This window comes from Paenibacillus sp. J31R30 (assembly GCF_059692115.1).
Genome location: NZ_JCAUAV010000005.1, coordinates 245,388 through 263,422, shown reverse-complemented (window position 1 = coordinate 263,422; position 18,035 = coordinate 245,388). Strand labels below are relative to the sequence as shown.

The following is an 18,035-nucleotide window of genomic DNA, read 5'->3' as shown; positions in this document are numbered from 1 at the left end:
AGAGATGAAATCAATTATTAAATGGCGTTGGGCGATTCTAGCGGTTTGGTTGGTGGCAACGGTGTTGCTGACGGTTTTCCAACCGAATGTGAATGCGATCCTTGGTTTAAGAGGGCAAGATCCGCTGCGCAGTGACAGCCCCTCGAAGGTTGCATCCACGATTTTGAACAAGATCAATGGGGTCGAGGGCACGAGTGATATCGTGGTTTTCCATAACCCTAACAAGCTGTCAGATGCGGATATGAAGGCGATCGAGGCAGGTATTACAAATCTGAAAAGCCATCAAGCCGAGCTGGGCTTCAATCAGTTGATTGATCCTTTTACGATGCCAGAGGCGAAATCTTCACTAATTTCTGAGGATGGCACAACCTTAATGGCGAGCTTTTCCTTGGATAAAAGAGGGCGTCACGTCGAGGACATTAAGCTGGAATTTGAAGATGTTTTGAAGGATATGAAGGTGGAGTATTACCTCTCTGGGGAGGATTTCATCCAGGATGATTATATTAAAGTTTCTGAGTCCGGCGTCGAAAAAAGTGCCGCATTAACGGTCATTTTCATCCTAGCTGTCCTAGTGATTATGTTCCGTTCCGTCATTATTCCGGTGGTCTCCTTGTTAGCGGTCGGTATTTCATACCTCGTGTCCATGGGTATTGCCGCGCAGCTCATCGATAAGTTCAATTTCCCAGTGACGAGTGTCACGCAAATGCTGTTGATTTTGATTTTGTTCGGGATTGGAACGGATTATAACATTCTTTTATTCAATCGGTTCAAAGAGGAATTATCCCATGGCTTATCCGTGGATGAAGCGATCCTTGTGACTTACCGCACGGCGGGTAAAACGATTTTCTACAGTATTTTAACCGTATTTATTGCGTTTGCAGCCTTAACGTTCTCAGATTTCGGTATTTATCAGTCAGGTAATGTAGTTGCGATTGGTACGGCTATACTTCTGCTCCAAATCGTAACAGTAACGCCATTTTTCATGAAAATGCTCGGAAATAAGCTCTTTTGGCCTTCCAAAGGCATGGGGGGGCATAAAGAGAGTAAATTCTGGGCGGGCTTGACGAAAATCGCGGTGAAAAGACCGATTGTAACGACGGTTATCATTTTGATTGTGACAATTCCGCTTGCGCTTGCGAATCATCAGAAGCTGTCTTTTGACCAGTTGAAGGAGCTTGGGAATGATCACCCGTCAACCAAAGGCTTCAGCCTTGTGGCGGATCATTTCAGTCGTGGTCAGGCGCTGCCAACGATGGTTGTTATGGAGAATGACAAACCGCTTAACACTAATGAGGGATTAGCTGCGATTGATAAGGTGACGGAGAAGCTGAAAAGCATTCCAGGTGTCGATATGGTATCCAGCGTGACACAGCCGCAAGCGAAGCCGATTGATGATTTCTATATCTCTAGCCAAACCAAAACCGTGGCTGACGGCATTACAGCCTCGCAAAAGGGTGTAAATCAAATTCGCGACGGACTTACACTCATGCAAAGTAAGCTGGCGGCGCCGGATACATCAAGTGTTGGCCAACTTGTTGATGGCACAGGTCAAGTTCAAGACGGATATAGCAAGCTAACGACTGCATTGGATCAAGTGGCTAGCGGTATTGCGCAAGGTGCTGGCGGTGCAGGTGAATTGAGCGCAGGAATTGCTGCGCTGAAGGATGGCATGTCGCAAGTTGAGAGCAATACGGGGGAAATCAGCGATGGTTTGACTCAGCTGGGGCAGGGCTACAGTGCCATGACGGATGGCTACACCCAGATCGAGGGGCAACTTGCAGGTATTCAGCAAGGGCTTGTTGGTATGAATGGGTTGATTGGCGGACTTGGCAGCAAGTACAGCCAGCTGACCACCGATGCGGATTACATCAAGCTGAAGCAAACGGGTGAGGGGCTTGCCTCCGGCCTGACGCAGCTGAGCGGCGGACTTGGCGAGCTTGGCAAGAACGCAGCCAAGCTGAACAGCGCTTTTGCGGAGGCGACGCAAGGCCTGACGCAAGTGAACGGCGCGCAGGCGCAGCTAGCGGCAGGATTGGCTCAGCTGGAGAGCGGTGCGGCTGAGCTGGCCAACGGGCTGAAGCAAGGCAGCGCGGGCAGCCGCGAGATCGCGGCCAACATGGCGAAGCTGAACGCTGCGCTAGGCAGCGTTAAAGACGGTCAGCAGAAGCTGAGCGAAGGCTTGTCAGGTCTCAGCGGCGGCATGGGCCAGCTGAAGGACGGCCTTGGCCAGAGCGGCAACGGACTCGGTGACGTGTCCGAGGGGCTCGGCTTAACGAGCCAGTTCCTGACGCAGCTGAACGGCTCGAAGACGTTCTTCATCCCCAAAGAAGCGCTGACGAGCGCGGATTTCGGGAAGTCCTTGGACAGTTTCATGTCCAAGGATCGGACGATGACGAAGATGATCGTCATCCTGAAGGATGATCCGTATTCATCGGCTGCGATGGATACGATTGAAGCGATTAACACGGAGCTCGCTGCCATTGTGAAGGGCACAGTGCTCGAGCATGCGAAGGTAGGCGCGGCGGGGCCGAGTTCGACAACGTATGACACGAACAAGGCGCAGCTGAAATCGTTTAATAGCACCGCGATTATTGTTATTATCGGTGTATTCATTGTCTTGCTGTTCGTTATTCGTGCCTTCTGGCCAGCTGTCTACATCATCCTGAGCTTAGTGATTTCCTACTACGTGGCGATGACAGCGACGAATGTCGTAACGGATAAAATCATCGGTGCCGATGGCGTTTCCTCCTTCGTACCGTTCTTCTCCTTCATCATTATTATTGCTGTCGGCGTCGACTACAGCATCTTCCTGATGATGCGGTACAAAGAGCTTGGCGACCTATCGCCAGCGAAGGCGATCGTGCAAGCCGCCAAGCACATCGGCGGCGTAGTGATTTCGGCGATGGTCATCCTTGGCGGAACCTTTGCCACGCTCGTGCCATCCGGCCTCGTTCTGTTGATCGAGCTGGCCGTAGCGGTCATCGTTGGCCTCATCGTGCTCTGCTTCGTCTTGCTGCCGATGCTTCTGCCGGCATTGCTGGCGATGCCAGAAGCGCTTCGTGCGAAGCGTGGCGTTACGGCGCGCAAGGTGTCGACGGAGAGCCGCACAGCGTAACGATGTTTAATAAAAGTGCCTTCCCACCTTTGTGGGAGGGCACTTTTTGTTAGTGGATAGATGCGGGAGTGAGCAGAACCAAAGTTGCGGAACATAGCTCCGCTATTCAGTCGATTTTGTGGTTATTCTGCGAGTTGCGGAACGTGGTTCCGCTAATCTCGCCGAATATCCCTGGAAATAGTGCAAAGCTATGAAAAAGAGGAACGACGTTCTGTTTTGTCTCCCAACCCCAAAAACCTAAAAAAAACACAAGTCGGTGAAAAGTCATTCCATTGTTGAAAGCGCTGTATCAAGGTACGATAGACCTATAACATCGACGAAGATGAGTGAGGGGGGCCAGAGGATGGCGGTCAACGCACAAGCGGTAAAGCAAATGAATCAGCGTGCGCAGGTGAGTAAGGGGAAGGCCTTGCTGCGAACGTTTTGGAAGTATAGGGCACTATATCTAATATCGCTGCCGGGCATTATTTATTTTATTATTTTCAAGTACGTACCGTTGTTAGGCTCTGTTATTGCATTTCAGGATTACAACATTTTCGACGGCTTTACAGGCAGCAAGTGGGTAGGTCTTGAACATTTTACCCGCATGTTTGCACACTATGACTTTATAAATATTTTGAAAAACACGGTACTCATCGGTGTTTATGATTTGCTGCTAGGTTTTCCAGCTCCAATCATTCTCGCCTTACTATTGAACGAGCTCCGCCTAGTGGTGTATAAGCGTGTGCTTCAAACGGTCGTGTACATGCCTCACTTCCTGTCATGGGTAATCGTGAGCGGGATTGCGATCGGCATTCTTTCTCCGTCTACAGGGGCTGTCAACCACTTCATTACTTGGTTAGGATTTGAACCTATTTACTTCTTAGGTGAAGAATCATGGATTCGTACCGTGTTGATCTCTTCAGGGATTTGGCGGGATTCCGGGTATGGGACGATCATTTATTTAGCGGCGTTGGCTGGGATTAATCCCGATTTATATGAAGCGTCTGAGGTGGATGGCGCTAACCGTTGGAGACAAACGATTTCGATTACGCTCCCTTCGTTGCTGCCTACGATCATGATTCTATTCCTGCTTCATATTGGTAAATTCTTAGATTTCGGCTTCGAACGTGTTTTCGTGTTCTTGAATCCGCTAAATAAAACGAACGGTGAAATTTTAGATACGTACATCTATACCCAAGGATTACTATCTCAACAATTTAGTTATACAACTGCTATTGGACTTTTCAAAGCCGTAGTAGGCGTGATCTTTATCGTAACAGGTAATGTTCTAAGCAAAAAAACAACGGGTGAAAGCTTGTACTAAGACGGAGGTGAACGCTATATGAATCGCAAGCCGACAGCCGGCTGGCAAATGTTCAACGGCTTCAATATATTATTTCTTTCTCTTTTATCGCTAGCGATGCTCCTGCCGTTCTTAAACGTGCTGGCTCAATCGTTCAGTTCCTCGGAAGCTATTGTCAATGGAAAGGTATTGTTTTGGCCCGTTGAATTTACATCAATCAATTATCAATATGTATTTAGTGACGCAGCAATCTGGCGTTCTTTCGGAGTAACGGTGTATATTACAGTGTTGGGTACACTCATCAATCTGATTGCTACTGCCTCACTAGCTTATCCGGTGTCGCGCCCTGAGTATGCTGGCCGTAATGCTGTCGTTATTATGGTTTTGATTACGATGGTCTTCACAGCGCCACTCATTCCTAACTTTATTTTGATGAAAAATTTACATCTGACCAATTCACTTTGGGCCTTAATGATTCCAGGTGCGATCAGCGCCTTTAACTTCTTCATTATGCGGTCGTTCTTCATGCAAATTCCGAGTGAATTGATTGATTCCGGACGTATCGACGGATGTTCCGAGCTTAGAATGATCTGGAACATTGTGCTGCCTCTATCCAAACCGGTTATGGCTTCTCTAGGGATTTTCTATGCGGTAAGTCACTGGAATACGTATCAAAGCGCCTTGTACTACGTAAATAAGCCGGCCCTTTGGCCGCTTCAAGTCAAGCTGCGTCAATTGATTGTATCCGAGGATATTAGTATCGATCCGAATGCCGCTCAATTCAGCGGGCTTGCCCATATGGATCCAGAGGGTATCAAGATGGCTACCATTATCATTGCGACGCTTCCGATTATTATTATCTACCCATTCTTACAGCGTCATTTCGTCAAAGGTATGATGGTTGGATCGGTTAAGTCGTAGACATAATCTGCATGAATTGATTAATTTTTACAAGATTCTAAAAAAAAGACAATTCAAACTAAAGAGAGTCCATATCAGCGGAATGTAAACGCTTTTACAATGAGAGCAGGAAAGTATTCATATCTAAGCGAGATGAAAAGAGGGGTATAAATGAAAAAATGGATTCCTGTCACAATGGCTACCGTTTTAATGGCTTCCATGTTGGCTGCTTGCGGAACGAAAACGGAGGACCAACCAGCATCAAGCGCAGCGGGCGCAGCAAGTGCTAAACCTGCAGAAAAAACGAAATTCTCGATCTCTATGCGTACACTAGCATTCGGACATGTTGAGAAATCGCCTGATATCAATCAAGACAAATGGGTGAAGAAGCTTGAAGAGCTAACGAACTCCGATATGAATATCGTGCTTGTTCCACACAAAGAATATGAACAGAAAATGATCCAAATGTTTGCAACAAACGACATTCCTGATGTTGTTCAGGCTAATGGCGGTGTAAACGGCAAAGAAATGGCAGGTTCCGTGAAAGCTGGCGTGTTCATGCCGCTTGATGATCTGCTTAAGAAATACGGTCAGAATTTGCTGAAAAAAGTGCCTAAAGAAGCTTGGGATAAAGTGACGTATCAAGGTAAAATTTTCGCGATTCCTGAATACTTGTCCAACCCATCCCGCCGCGCCATCTTCGTTCGTAAGGACTTGCTGGATAAAGCAGGCCTAGGCGTTCCGAAAACGGTTGATGAGTACATGAAAGTACTTCGCAAGTTCAAGGAAATGGGCGTAGAGAACCCTTATATGGGTCGTGAGAACTTCAAGTACGCGGATTCCTTCTTCGGTGCTTATGACGTCTACCCTTACTTGTCCATGTTCGAGAAGTCAGGCGATCAAGTATTGCCGAAATTCTATGACACAGAAAATATGATGAAAGCTCTTCAAACGTACAAAACGATGTTTGACGAAGGCTTAATCAATAAAGAATTCGCAACGATCAACGCAACAGTGTTCAAGAACACGATTCTTGCTGGTAAAGCGGGTATGTGGTCCATGAACGCGAATGAAATGCTGCAATGGGAAACACAACTGAAAGCTAACGTTCCAGCTGGTGACATCGAAATCATTTCAGCACCAACAGGACCAGATGGCAAAGGTGGTCACTACCTGTATGGAGCAGCACCGCGCGCTTATTTCATTAACAAAAACGTGAAAAATGCTGAACAAATCATCAAGTTCTTCGACTGGATGATGTCTCCTGAAGCAGAGAAATTCTTCACATTCGGTATTGCTGGCGACACGTACACAGAAAAAGATGGCAAAATTGAGTACAAACAGCCAACCGATACTGCAGCTGTAGATGAAGAGCGTTACCGTCAATCCTTCTTGTGGATGGTTCAAGATACAACTTATAATAAAGGGACGCTTGGCTTGACTGAAGAAGGTAAAAAGTTGATGAATATTTTTGATACAACTTTGAAAAATGAAGGCCGCGATGGCATCGAATTCGAACCTCGTTTGGACTCATTAGCAAAGAATCCTGATATTGCACCTATTTCTGACCAAGCACCTCCTGTACTTCTTCAACACATGGTTAAAATGGTTTACGGAAAAGAACCAATTTCCGACTGGCCGAAAGTGTTGGACGAGTGGAAGTCCAAAGGTGGAAATGATGTAATCAAGGAAGCAAATGAGAAATTTAATAGCAAAGATTCCGGTACGACTGTGTCGATGCCAAGAAAATAAGCTCAGATCCTGAGCATGCCGCCTCCTCACGTACCCAACGGTGCGTGGGGAGCGTGCATTTCATCAGGTTTTGAAAGGAGAGTTCCTCATGTACCGCATACTCATTGTCGATGACGAACCGATGATACGCAGAGGATTACAGAAACTTGTCGAACAATCGGAGCTGCCCATTGAAAGCTTGCGAACAGCTGAGAATGGTGTTGTCGCAATGCAGCGGATTCAAGAGGAACGACCTGATTTTCTATTTACGGATATACGTATGCCGAAGATGGATGGTCTAGAGCTATGTGCTCAAATTGCCCAAATGGATGCCGACATTCAAGTGGTCGTTATTTCCGGTTACGGGGATTTCGAGTATGCACAAAAGTGCTTATCTTACGGTGTAAAAGAATATTTGCTAAAGCCGGTCAATATTAAGGGATTTGGGCAGGTGTTAGAGAAGCTCATTGTGAATAAAAGCAAAGTGAGCTCAGAATCTTTTATCGCTGTCACGAAGCTGGAGAACTGGGCTACCCGCATGGAACAAGCCGTGTGGATGCTGCAACAAGAGGAGCTTGAACGCGTTCTTGAGGAGATTCAATCGGAGCTAGGTACCTATAAATTAAAACTTAACCGCATCAGCGAAATTGTGCAGGAAATTTATACACTTGTGCATGGGCGACTCACAGTGCGCGATGTGTATGTGATCCAGGATGAGCTAAGGATTTCCGCTTCGCTAAGCGAGGAGGATGTGTGGCTGTGGTTTACGGCAGCTGTGAAAGGGCTTCTGCAAGAGCTTAAGAGCAAGCGTAAAGGCAAGCAGAAGGATCCTGTTGAAGAAGCGAAACAGTACATGGAGAAGCATCTTGCTGAGGAGGTTTCCTTAGAAGAGGTAGCTGAATTCATTGGATTGAATCCCTCTTACTTCAGCCAGTTGTTTAAGCAAAACACGCAAGAAACCTTCGTTCAGTATCGGACGCGTCGACGGATGGAGAAAGCGAAGAAGCTGTTGCAGCAGCCGCATTGGCGAATTACCGATATCTCCGGTGAGGTTGGGTACGCGGATCATCCGCATTTTACCAAAACGTTCAAAAAGTACGAAGGCTGTCTACCCTCGGAATACCGTCAGCGAATGGGGATTCGTTAATGAAGAGAAAGTCGCTGTCGCGTCAAATTTATGCGTATTTTCTCATCGTAATCGTGCTCTCGTTGGTGTCTGTTGGGGCCTTTTCCTACTGGCAATCCTCGCGGGCGCTGGATGATCAAGTGAAGCAATATATGGAGCAGATGGTCGATAGTGCGAACTATCAGACGGATAGCTACTTACAGGCGTATGAGCTGCTCAGCAATGCCTTTTCATCGAATTCAGATGTGCGGGGATTCATGGAAATTAAGCCGGATGATGGGTATGAGTATTATGTGTACTCGGACAAAATCAAAAAGTTCGCACTCTCCTCTGTTGAATCAATTGTTACGTTGTATAAGCAGCTTAATATGATTTATGTGACGGGGCAGCATGGTCGATCTGTGATCTATGAGAATCAGAACTTATTCAACTTTGATCCGGTTCTAGTTCAGGAGAAGTATGAGAATTTGATGAAATTAACGCCAGATAATCTCAAAATCGTGCTTCTCAATATGAGCATCCGCACCGTCGATAAGGGGGCTGTCGTAACGATGGCTCGCAAGGTAAGAGGTCCTTCGTATGGTGATACGAACCGTGGAGTTGTGGCGATTGAAATCAAATTGGATGAACTCGCGAAGACTTGGGATCGGGTTAGCTTGGGGAAAGAGGGGTTTTTCTTCATCGTGGATGATGCGGGTAATTACATTTATCCGCGGACAATGAGTGAGCGCAAACCGAAAGACGAGCTAGCTTCTCAAGTGCTGTCGAGCGGCAATCAAACATTTTTGTCCAAATACAATGGGGAAGAACGTATGTTTGTATCTCGAAAGTCTGCTTACTCGGACTGGAACCTTGTTGCATCGATGCCTGTTGATGAGCTCCGCCGTCCCGCGAATACCATTCGGACAACAACCATTTTCGTGGGTCTGATTACCTTAGCTGCTGCGCTCTGGCTTGCCTTTCGATTTGGTCGTTCCATCATTATGCCGATTCGGAATCTCAAAGACAGCATGCGCGAGACCGAGAAAGGGAATTGGCAGTATATCGAAGATGCCGGCCGAACGGACGAAATGGGTGGACTCATTCACAGTTACAACCTGATGGTGACGCGCCTATCGGATATGATCGAGCGGGTGTATGAAGCGGAGCTAGAACAGCAGAAGCATGCGCTGGAGCTAGGCGAATCCAAGCTAGAACGTCAGAGAGCTGAATTTCAGTCCCTGCAGCTGCAAATTAACCCGCACTTCTTATACAACACGTTGGAAACGATCAACTGTTATGCCATTGTTCAAAATTCTGGTGAAATCACAGATATGGTTGAGGCCATGGCGTTCATGCTTCGCTACTCTGTTCAGACCAACCTAGAGGAAATTACGGTTGCGAATGAGTTGAATCATGTGCGGAACTATATGATTATTTTGCAGCATCGTACGGAGCGGGAATTCGAGATTGACGTTGCGATTCCGCCGAGCTTGCTGCTAGAGAAGATGGTCCGCTTGACGTTGCAGCCTTTGATCGAAAATATTTTTCAGCATGCTTTTCCCGATGGCGTGGAGGAGCATCACAAAATTCGTATTGATGCCCGCAAAGAGGGCGGCTTGTTCCAGGTCTTCATCGAGGATAACGGCACAGGCATGATGCCGGAACGACTGGCTGAGCTGCGCAGGAAGCTGGAGGAGAACCGCTTGGCGGAGCCGGATGAAGCGAGTACCGGAACCAAGCGTGGTGGCGGTATAGGTCTGATGAACGTCCACCGACGGATTCAAATGGTGTTCGGCGAAGCCTACGGGCTGTCCGTCGACAGCGAGTGGGGACGCGGCACCTGCGTCACGATGACGATGCCGGAGACGGAGCGGCCTCGGCTGCGCGGTTGAGTGGTGGAGTCTTATAGGTTCGTAAAAATAGGTAGTTACGCTGCCTAGCAGCGATTCAAATAAAAAATAGGTTTACATCCATGGGAGGATACCACAATGAACATCAACTTAACGGGAAAAATCGCACTTGTAACAGGATCTAATGCTGGGATTGGACGCGCAATTGCACTAGCTTTGGCTAGCAACGGTGCTAAAGTTGGCGTTAACTGTTTGAACAATGTAACACAAGGACAGGAAGTTGTTGCTGAAATTCAAGCATTGGGTGGGGAAGCAGTCCTCGTGCAAGCAGATGTAACGAATGTAGAACAAATCGACCGACTTGTGAGTGAAGTTGAGCAAGCGTTGGGCGGAACCATCGATATTCTTGTTAACAATGCAGGTCACTTGGTACAACGTGTACCGAACGCTGACATGTTTGAAGAAATGTACGATCGCATCATGGACGTGAACTTGAAAAGCACGGTATTCATGTCCAAACGAGTGCTTGCTGGCATGAAAGAGAAAGGCTACGGCCGCATCATCAACATGACATCTGTTGCAGCTCATAACGGCGGCGGACCAGGATCCAGCATTTATGCAGCAAGTAAAGCAGCAGTGCTAACCTTCTCCAAAGGTTTAGCAAAAGAAGTTGCTGCAAGTGGAATTACAGTGAACAACGTATCCCCTGGTTTTATTGGCAATACCATGTTCCACGCGACATTCACGACGGACACAGCTCGCCAAGCTACGATCAATGGCATTCCGTTGCAACGTGAAGGAACACCGGATGATGTGGCAGGTGCAGTGCTGTATCTTGCTTCCAATCTTGCTGGCTACGTAACAGGTGAAACGATCGAAATCAACGGCGGGATGATGATGCGATGAGTACCGCGATTCCATTAGGCGCAAAAGTAGAGACAATGACGTGGGCGGGTCAAACCGCCCAAAGGCTTAAAGAAGAAATCGACAGGCTGCAGCAAGCAGGCAGCCTGGTCGTTCCTAAAGAACCTGGGGGTTGGTGGCACCAGTATGTTTGTCCACATCATCATACCGAACTGTTGTTCGACGAAAGCTGTGTAGATGCTTCAGAATTTCTGTGCCCACACGGTTGTGTGATCACAGGCGAAGCATATCGCGGTGCATGGCTCGTGTTCAAGCATCAGTCCTTAGCACGAGTGGCTTTGCAATCCGCTGCCGTTTATGCGGCATTGGGCAACGTATCTTATGCACAGATTAGTAAACGTTTGCTAGTCGAGTACGCAGAGCAGTTCCCGCACTATCCGGTTCATCCGGAAGCGCAGAGTTGGATGCTGAAGGGACGCGCATTCCACCAAGCACTGACTGAGGCAATTTGGTCTACCACGCTGATACGCGCCTATCTGCTTCTACGTGATGAAGGTATTACCTTCGATGCGAAGGAACAGGTAGCGATCGACGTGTTCTTAGGTTTATTGGCAGGGAGTATGGAGGAGTACCGCCATATTTTGATTCATGAGCGGAATAATGCGGAGAACAACTACACCGCTTGGCTGAACGCGTCATTATCTTGTGTTTATGCGGCTCGAGGCGAGCAGGCTGCACTTGAAGCGCTTATTGAAGGCCAAGGCGGCTTCATTCATCATCTTTCCATCGGCGTCAAAGCCGATCAATTCGAATTCGAAGGAAGCACGTACTACCATGTATTCGTGCTTCGTGCATATCTTATCGCTGCCGAAATGGCACAGCGCTTCGGTATTGATCTCTACGCCACGACTGGCGCAGAGGGGCAGTCCATGCGCGGCATGCTTGAAGCGTTGGCCGACTTGGCTGACGACCAGGGCGCTCTGCCTGCCCTGCATGACGGGCCGCTCGAGCGGGGCCCTTACGCCCGCGAAATCGCCGAGATCGCTGAGCAGGGGCTCACGATCTATGGCATCCCTGGCCTCGCGCCGGTGCTTCGCGAAGCGTACCGGCAGCTAGGCGCTGCCGGGAATGAGCAGCTCGAGGCGCTGCTCTACGGCGGTGGCGCTGACCGCGCCGCTACACTAGAGCCGCGCAGCTCGCGACTCTGGGCGGACGCTGGCTTCGTCATCGGCCGCATAGCGGAGAACCCGCTGTCGTTCCTCGCCGATTTCGGCGAGCACGGCGGTTCCCACGGCCACTACGACAAGCTGCATCTCACGTTGATGCACAAGAATCAAACCCTGACACCCGATCTGGGGATGGTGCCTTACGGCTCGTCCATGCGCAGATCGTGGTTCGCAGAGACAGCCAGCCATAATACCGTGTCGCTGGCAGGTCAATCTCAAGCGCCGCATGAAGGGCGCATGAAGCACTATGAAGCGACAGAGACTTCCGTATACGCATGGATGCAATCGACGGAAGGCTACGAAGGCTGTACGATGAATCGCCATCTTCTGCTCACAGGAGAATGGTTGCTGGATTGGTTCCAAGTTGAGCTCTCCGGCGAACAACCGCAAGCGATCGAGTGGTGGATGCACCCTGTCGTACCGGTAGCGTCCAATCAACAACCAGCCAGCAAAGAAGCTGACTACAAGCTGTTGATCGCTGAAAAAGTGGGAGAAACAACAACGATCAATGAACAATTGCTGCCTATCGTTGGCCAATTCGTGCCGAACGAAGGTCTTGACGCTACCGGAACGGCGCAACTTCAGGTTTCCTATGAACTAACAGACGCCGTCGTCTTCCATTCCGCTCTCGTTCAGCCAGGCGATGAGGTTGTGGCTGTACAGACACCAGGAGATGCCGTAGATCCAAGTCGCTCACTTACAGCGATGCTTCATCGTCGGAATGACCGTAAGGCGGATTTCATTCATGTGTATCGTGCGGGTAGTGCGGTTCAGCTATTTGAAATGACAGATGATGAAATTAGCATTTCCGTACCGAATGATCCGAAAGGTTCCGTCCGCGTTCTAATGACAGATAAAGGATTACAAATCTTGTAATTTGTCATTCGGGCTTTTGTTCGAAAGTCATACTCGACGCGCAGAAACAGAAACGCAGAAACGCTGTTGAGCTCACTTCTAAATTCATAACGCACTTACGTTACTCATCGATCCTTAGAAGTCGCATTCATTTTTCATATTCCACCATACGCCTTACAGAACAGAGCCTGGAGGGGAATTATCAATGACACAATCTCCACTTTACGAACCGCAGAGCGGTGTGCTAACCGTACAATACGAGCCGAATGAGAAGACGGTGTTGCTGGAGAACCCACCTCGCTTCACTTGGATTCCAGCACAACTGGAGCATGATCGTTATGTGCTGCAGATCGCACAATCAGAGGCTTTCGAGCCTGCCGAAACGCAGACGGTTGGGCCGATTCCATATAACTTATATACACCTGATGCTGCACTTGAAGCAGGCACGTACTATTGGCGCTATGCGCTTCTTCAAGAAAACGGCGAGCAAACTGCATGGAGCTGCGTTCGACGCTTCGAAGTACCGGCAGATTTGCCGGAAACACCACTGCCAAGCAGAGCCAAGCGCTACGCAGAGGTTTCAGCTCAGCATCCACGTTTATGGCTGCAAGCTCCCGAGGTAGAAGCCTTCCGCTCCGAATTAGCGAGTGATCCAACCTATTGTGCATGGGATGTTTTCTATGAAAAGTCCGTTAAACCATGGATCGAACGCGAACTCATTGCGGAACCGCTTCATTACCCAGGAAATAAGCGTGTAGCCAAATTGTGGCGTCAGATGTACATGGATACGCAAGAAGCACTCTATGCCGTGCGTCATCTTGCAGTAGCAGGTCAACTGTTAAACGACGCATCCTTACTAAACCGCGCCAAAACCTGGTTGCTCCACATCTGTACGTGGGACATTAAAGGTACGACAAGCCGCGACTATAACGATGAGGCTTCCTTCCGTATGGCTGGAGCCATCGCTTGGGGTTATGACTGGCTCTATGACCAACTATCCGAAGAGGAAAGAAAGCAGATCCGACACGTTCTGCTCGAACGTACACGTCAAATCGCTCAGCACGTCATTGAGCATTCCAAGATTCATCATGTTCCTTTCGATAGTCACGCGGTGCGTTCCCTATCCAGCGTGCTAGTACCTTGCTGCATCGTGCTTTTGCAGGAAGAGCCGGAGGTTCAAGAATGGTTAGACTATACGCTTGAATACTATGCGTGTCTTTACTCGCCATGGGGCGGGCCGGACGGGGGCTGGGCTGAAGGTCCGATGTATTGGACGACAGGGATGGCTTTCGTCACGGAAGCGATGAACTTGCTGAAGAAATATACAGGCATTAACTTCTATAAACGACCATTTTTCGCTAAAACAGGCGATTTCCCGCTGTATGCGTTCAGTCCAGATACCTTGCGGGCAAGCTTTGGTGATCAGTCGACTTTGGGGGATCCAGTCAGCTTGAAGACTGGATTTAACATCCGTCAATTTGCAGGTGTAACAGGAAACGGTTTGTATCAATGGTATTACGAACGCGTTCGTGAGATCGATACCGATTCGGAAATGAAATTCTACAACTATGGCTGGTGGGATTTCCGTTTTGACGAAATGGTATACCGTCACGATTATCCGCAGGTGGAAGCAATTGCACCAACCGATGCGAATATCCAGTCGGTCAAATGGTTCCGTGACATCGACTGGGTCGCCTTCCATTCGAATATGGCTGATCCAGAGCGTCACATTATGCTCCTCACGAAGAGCAGCAAATATGGCTCTGTCAGCCATAGCCATGGCGACCAGAACGGCTTCCTGCTGCATGCCTATGGCGAGCCGTTAGCCATCGAGAGCGGCTACTACGTGGCGTTTAGCTCCACGATGCATATGAATTGGCGCAGACAGACGCGCTCAACGAACAACATTTTGATCGATGGTCTCGGTCAGTATGCGGAGAAGAACAAAGTACTCAACATGGCAGCCAATGGCTTCGTTGAGATTGCCGAACAGCGCAAAGGATATGGATATTCCCGCAGTAACGCAACCGCGGCATACCAAGAATACGTACCGTATTTGGAACGGTATGTACGGGAACTTTACTTCTTCGGCACCTACGTCGTAGTTGTCGATCATATCGATCTTGCACAGGCTGGAACCGTTGATTGGCTATTCCAGACCCTGTATGAAATGAAGCTGAACGGCCAGACCTTCAAGGTTCAGGGGCGTAAGGCTGATATGGACGGACGTTTCGTGTACTGCTCCTCTGGCGAGCTAGAGCTATCCCAGCATCAGAGCTTCACAGACATTGATCAGTCCGAAATTGAAGGTTTACCGCCGCACTACCATTTGAAGGCGACAACGAAGTCTGCCCGCAGCCATCGTATTGCGACGCTTCTTGTGCCGATCAAGCATGGTGAACCGAAATACGTGTCGTATTTCATGGATGATCAAGGCTTTGACGTTCATATTTACTTCACCGAAGACGGTATCACGAACCGCGTAGAAGTGCCAAAGGCCTACTAATATATGTAAGTAATAAAGCGATTCTAAGTCAGCGCAAGCTGCCGAGGAGTCGCTTTTTCTTTCCTTTTTTACCCCTAATCTGCACCGGGTTTCAGTTCAACTCATAAAAAATCGCCCAAACGGGAAAGTTAGGTGAGGTAATAAATCTATAGAAATCAAACATCATACCTAAAGTTCACACATTGTAAGGGGTGCCAACAACACGGCATAATAGGAACATAAAGACATTCACTCAAACGAGGGGGATTTACATTGGTGAAAAAGTATAAATCACTACAAGTCATTGCGGCAAGCTTGCTAGCCATTAGTTTAACAGCGTGTGGTTCAGGTGGAGACAGCAAGAGCACAGCTTCACCAGCAGCAGGGGCAACGACGGCACCATCAACGGGGAAAAACATTACTATCACGTTCCAAAACATATATCCGGATCCAACTGATCCGAAAAATGGTATGTTGAAGAAAATCGTAGCCGATTACCAAACTAAAAATCCGAATATCAAGATCGAACTTGATTCCTTGAACACGGATCAACAAAAGCTTAAATTGAAAACACAAGCAGCTTCCAAAGAAGTTCCTGACATCACTGTCGTGAACCCAGCTGCACAAATGCAACCATTCGTGGATGCAGGTCTATTTGCTCCTTTGAATGACATGGTTGAGCAAAACGGCCTTAAAGGTACATTCCAAGAAGGTATCCTTAACTGGTATACATTCAAAAATAACATCTACGCTTTGCCAGATGGTAACAACATCGCTGTTGTTTACTACAACAAAGACTTGTTCAAACAAGCTGGCGTTGAAGTGCCAAAAACGTTCGAAGAGATGGTTACTGCTGTAAAAACATTAAAAGGCAAAGGCATTCAGCCAATGGCGATCGGTGAAAAAGATTCTTGGACGGGTTCCTTCTTGTTCATGAACGTCTTGCTTCGCACTAACGGCGGTCCTGGATTCTTGCAATCAGTTGTAGACGGTAAGAAAACGTTCGCTGATCCAGCATTTACGGATGCAGTTAGCTCCTTCCAAGACTTGATCCAAGCTGGCGCATTCCAAGAGGGCGCAACTTCATTTGATTACAACGCAGGTGAAAACTTGTTCAAAACAGGTAAAGCAGCGATGTACTTCATGGGTAGCTGGGCAACTGGCGGTATTGAAACATCTTCCGTTAACGGTAAAGTTGGCGTATTCCAATTCCCAACAGTTAAAGGTAAAGGTAACCCAGACGAGTTCATGTTGGCTCCAGGCAGCGCATTTGCAGTATCTGCAAACAGCAAACACTTGAAAGAAACGAAAGATTTCTTAAACTACTTCATGTTGAACTTCCCTAAAGAAGCTTTCGCAGTTAAAGGCGCTGTAGGTATCGCACAAAAAGTTGACGGCGACTTCAAAGCTGCTGGATACTCCGATATGGCAATGGAAGTACTTGGTTTATTCAAGAAAGTTAAAGGCGGCGACCTTGCGTTCGATAACACGATGAACCCAGGAACAGCTCAAGGCCACTTAACAAGCATTCAAAACCTTTTCGTACAAAAAGTAGATCCTGCAACTGTAGCGAAAGAGCACCAAACAGCTTACGACACGAACAAAAAATAATTTGAAGAAGTAGCCCAATCGGGACTTACCTTGAGTGCCAGCCACGGTGCTTGAGGTGAGTTCTCATTGGTATATTCCCATGAAGGAGGCGAGCCAAGTGAATGTGTTAAGAGTCTCCAAGTGGACGATTGCCATGTTTGTACTACCCTGTCTGTTGATTTATGTTGGTCTTGTTTTCGTACCCATTCTCGTGTCTATGTATAGTGGGTTGCTGGAGTGGAACGGAATTGGCGCATCTAAGTTCATTGGACTTGAGAACTTCCGCACCATGCTTTTCCATGATCCTGTGTTCTGGCCTTCCGTCAAACGAACATTAATGTTTGCAGTCTTCTCCATGATTGAAATTCCAATCGCTTTGGGTGTAGCCATTTTGCTTAACCGTTTTGTCAAAAAACCGAATTTCCTAGTATCTGCTTACTTTTTGCCTGTCATTTTATCAGTAGTTATTGTTGGACAATTGTGGAAAACCATTTATAATCCAGCATCTATGGGCGGTATGCTCAACCAAGTTCTAGATTTACTAAACTTACATAGCTGGACGAGATCGTGGTTAACGGATCCGAAAATTGCTATGTATTCACTCTATTTTGTAGCGCTTTGGCAGTACTTGGGTTATCACACATTGATTCAGTTCACCGGTATTCAGAACATTCCGGCTGACATTTATGAAGCTGCACGTCTTGATGGAGCAGAAGGCCTTAAAGCCGACTGGTATATCACTTTCCCTATGAATATTCCGATTTTCAAAATATCGATTGTCCTTGCATTTATCGGTTCTTTACAAGCATTTGACATGATTATGGTTATGACAGGTGGCGGCCCTGCTCATGCAACAGATGTCATTTCCACCTTGATGTACAATAATTCCTTCCTATCCCTGAAATATGGTTATGGTAGTGCGATTGCAGCCTTCCTGGTTGTGGTATGTCTTGTAGCAACGGTTATTATTAACACAGTCTTCAACAAACTAGAGAGAAAATTTTCGTGAGGAAGGGAAGTGTCACC

Annotated in this window: 11 protein-coding genes; all 11 read left to right on the top strand. The window is 47.8% G+C overall.

Features of this window, described 5'->3' with window-relative positions:
- Nucleotides 1-4: 4 nt before the first annotated feature.
- The 11 genes from AC58QO_RS19855 to AC58QO_RS19805 all read left to right on the top strand — a co-directional run bounded on the left by AC58QO_RS19855 (nucleotide 5) and on the right by AC58QO_RS19805 (nucleotide 18,018).
- Nucleotides 5-3,115 (top strand): MMPL family transporter, encoded by a 3,111-nt coding sequence (locus AC58QO_RS19855; protein ID WP_497268536.1) that lies wholly within the window; start codon nucleotides 5-7, stop codon nucleotides 3,113-3,115.
- 343 nt (nucleotides 3,116-3,458) lie between these two features.
- On the top strand, nucleotides 3,459-4,421 hold the full coding sequence (locus AC58QO_RS19850; RefSeq protein WP_497256341.1) for an ABC transporter permease: 963 nt from the start codon (nucleotides 3,459-3,461) through the stop codon (nucleotides 4,419-4,421).
- An 18-nt stretch (nucleotides 4,422-4,439) separates the two neighbouring features.
- The gene (locus AC58QO_RS19845) at nucleotides 4,440-5,321 is read left to right on the top strand and encodes a carbohydrate ABC transporter permease (protein ID WP_497256339.1); all 882 of its coding nucleotides are present in this window, start codon (nucleotides 4,440-4,442) and stop codon (nucleotides 5,319-5,321) included.
- 150 nt (nucleotides 5,322-5,471) lie between these two features.
- Nucleotides 5,472-7,052, top strand: a complete 1,581-nt coding sequence (locus AC58QO_RS19840; RefSeq protein ID WP_497268534.1) for an extracellular solute-binding protein — start codon at nucleotides 5,472-5,474, stop codon at nucleotides 7,050-7,052.
- Between the two features lie 88 nt (nucleotides 7,053-7,140).
- A complete protein-coding gene (locus AC58QO_RS19835) occupies nucleotides 7,141-8,178 on the top strand; it encodes a response regulator transcription factor (protein ID WP_497268532.1) in 1,038 nt (345 codons plus the stop codon).
- Nucleotides 8,178-10,031, top strand: coding sequence for a cache domain-containing sensor histidine kinase (locus tag AC58QO_RS19830; RefSeq protein ID WP_497268530.1), 1,854 nt, complete (start codon nucleotides 8,178-8,180; stop codon nucleotides 10,029-10,031). Before AC58QO_RS19835 ends, AC58QO_RS19830 begins: the two co-directional genes overlap by 1 nt.
- A 96-nt stretch (nucleotides 10,032-10,127) precedes the next feature.
- The gene (locus AC58QO_RS19825; RefSeq protein ID WP_497268528.1) at nucleotides 10,128-10,895 is read left to right on the top strand and encodes an SDR family NAD(P)-dependent oxidoreductase; all 768 of its coding nucleotides are present in this window, start codon (nucleotides 10,128-10,130) and stop codon (nucleotides 10,893-10,895) included.
- Nucleotides 10,892-12,955: a heparinase II/III domain-containing protein gene (locus AC58QO_RS19820; RefSeq protein ID WP_497268526.1), complete on the top strand. Its 2,064-nt coding sequence runs from the start codon at nucleotides 10,892-10,894 to the stop codon at nucleotides 12,953-12,955. Before AC58QO_RS19825 ends, AC58QO_RS19820 begins: the two co-directional genes overlap by 4 nt.
- A gap of 184 nt (nucleotides 12,956-13,139) precedes the next feature.
- Entirely contained in the window at nucleotides 13,140-15,440 is a 2,301-nt protein-coding gene (locus AC58QO_RS19815; RefSeq protein ID WP_497268525.1) for a DUF4962 domain-containing protein, read from the top strand.
- A 252-nt stretch (nucleotides 15,441-15,692) separates the two neighbouring features.
- Nucleotides 15,693-17,030, top strand: coding sequence for an extracellular solute-binding protein (locus tag AC58QO_RS19810; RefSeq protein ID WP_497268523.1), 1,338 nt, complete (start codon nucleotides 15,693-15,695; stop codon nucleotides 17,028-17,030).
- A gap of 97 nt (nucleotides 17,031-17,127) precedes the next feature.
- Complete coding sequence (locus tag AC58QO_RS19805; RefSeq protein WP_497268521.1) at nucleotides 17,128-18,018, top strand: carbohydrate ABC transporter permease; 891 nt, start codon at nucleotides 17,128-17,130, stop codon at nucleotides 18,016-18,018.
- The last annotated feature ends 17 nt before the right edge of the window (nucleotides 18,019-18,035 follow it).

What these genes read in the sequence shown, in the direction of transcription:
- AC58QO_RS19855 (WP_497268536.1), top strand. Translation starts at nt 5, where the DNA reads ATGAAATCAATTATTAAATGGCGTTGGGCGATTCTAGCGGTTTGGTTG.
- AC58QO_RS19850 (WP_497256341.1), top strand. Translation starts at nt 3,459, where the DNA reads ATGGCGGTCAACGCACAAGCGGTAAAGCAAATGAATCAGCGTGCGCAG.
- AC58QO_RS19845 (WP_497256339.1), top strand. Translation starts at nt 4,440, where the DNA reads ATGAATCGCAAGCCGACAGCCGGCTGGCAAATGTTCAACGGCTTCAAT.
- AC58QO_RS19840 (WP_497268534.1), top strand. Translation starts at nt 5,472, where the DNA reads ATGAAAAAATGGATTCCTGTCACAATGGCTACCGTTTTAATGGCTTCC.
- AC58QO_RS19835 (WP_497268532.1), top strand. Translation starts at nt 7,141, where the DNA reads ATGTACCGCATACTCATTGTCGATGACGAACCGATGATACGCAGAGGA.
- AC58QO_RS19830 (WP_497268530.1), top strand. Translation starts at nt 8,178, where the DNA reads ATGAAGAGAAAGTCGCTGTCGCGTCAAATTTATGCGTATTTTCTCATC.
- AC58QO_RS19825 (WP_497268528.1), top strand. Translation starts at nt 10,128, where the DNA reads ATGAACATCAACTTAACGGGAAAAATCGCACTTGTAACAGGATCTAAT.
- AC58QO_RS19820 (WP_497268526.1), top strand. Translation starts at nt 10,892, where the DNA reads ATGAGTACCGCGATTCCATTAGGCGCAAAAGTAGAGACAATGACGTGG.
- AC58QO_RS19815 (WP_497268525.1), top strand. Translation starts at nt 13,140, where the DNA reads ATGACACAATCTCCACTTTACGAACCGCAGAGCGGTGTGCTAACCGTA.